At 48.2% G+C, this 855-nt stretch carries 1 protein-coding gene and 1 pseudogene; both read left to right on the plus strand.

The features are described from left to right. Positions 1 to 298: 298 nt before the first annotated feature. Entirely contained in the window at positions 299 to 574 is a 276-nt protein-coding gene (locus tag C5S62_RS05765; RefSeq protein ID WP_104404454.1) for a co-chaperone GroES, read from the plus strand. Positions 575 to 692: 118 nt separating this feature from the next. Further along, positions 693 to 855, plus strand: a pseudogene (gene groEL, locus C5S62_RS05770) (chaperonin GroEL); the annotation flags it as partial.

An 855-nucleotide genomic window follows, 5' to 3' on the forward strand; every position in this document is an offset into this window, starting at 1 on the left:
GTTAAATATGTTAATCTCAAGAACGGTTGGGGGGGGGGCGTTTTAAGGCGGGTACAGGCCGGCGGTGTGAGCCGGTGAGAGGAAGGCTGACAACTGCATGGCAGGCATGCGTGGTCCTGTCACATTGTCATAGGGTATGACAAAAATGTGCATGCAGTACGTCTTTTGGGTTTTTGGCACACTTTTCGCAATGTCAGGGACTGGAACGCGCCCTCACATCGGCTGGTAGTGCGGCAAGGATGAAGGATGGTGTGGGTTGACTCAAAATGACAAACATATAATATAAAGACTCAAAATTATGAACATTAAACCATTAGCAGACCGCGTGCTGGTGAAACCTGCACCGGCAGAAGAAAAGACAATTGGTGGTATTATCATTCCCGACACAGCCAAGGAAAAACCTCTGCAGGGCGAAGTGCTCGCTGTAGGCGCTGGTACAAAAGACGAGGAAATGGTGCTCAAAGCCGGCGACTCTGTACTTTATGGCAAGTATAGCGGTACGGAAGTGGAACTTGATGGCGAAAAGTACCTCATCATGCGCCAGAACGACATTCTGGCTGTAGTGGAGAAATAAACGGTAATTTTTTTAAAAACGCGATGTGCCTGTGGCTGCAGACAATGCGACCGTTCTTTTCAGTATTTTGGTCCGTCTGCAGGCTTTTCACTGGCCATTCTAAATAACTTAAAACATCATGGCAAAAGAAATCAAATATGACGTGGATGCCCGCGAACTGCTTCGCGAAGGCGCTGATGCATTGGCAAATGCAGTAAAAGTAACACTCGGCCCGAAAGGTCGTAATGTGGTTATCGACAAAAAGTTTGGCGCACCGCGCATCACTAAGGACGGTGTGAGTG

It is taken from the genome of Prevotella sp. MGM2, from assembly GCF_002933955.1.
Lineage (GTDB): Bacteria > Bacteroidota > Bacteroidia > Bacteroidales > Bacteroidaceae > Alloprevotella.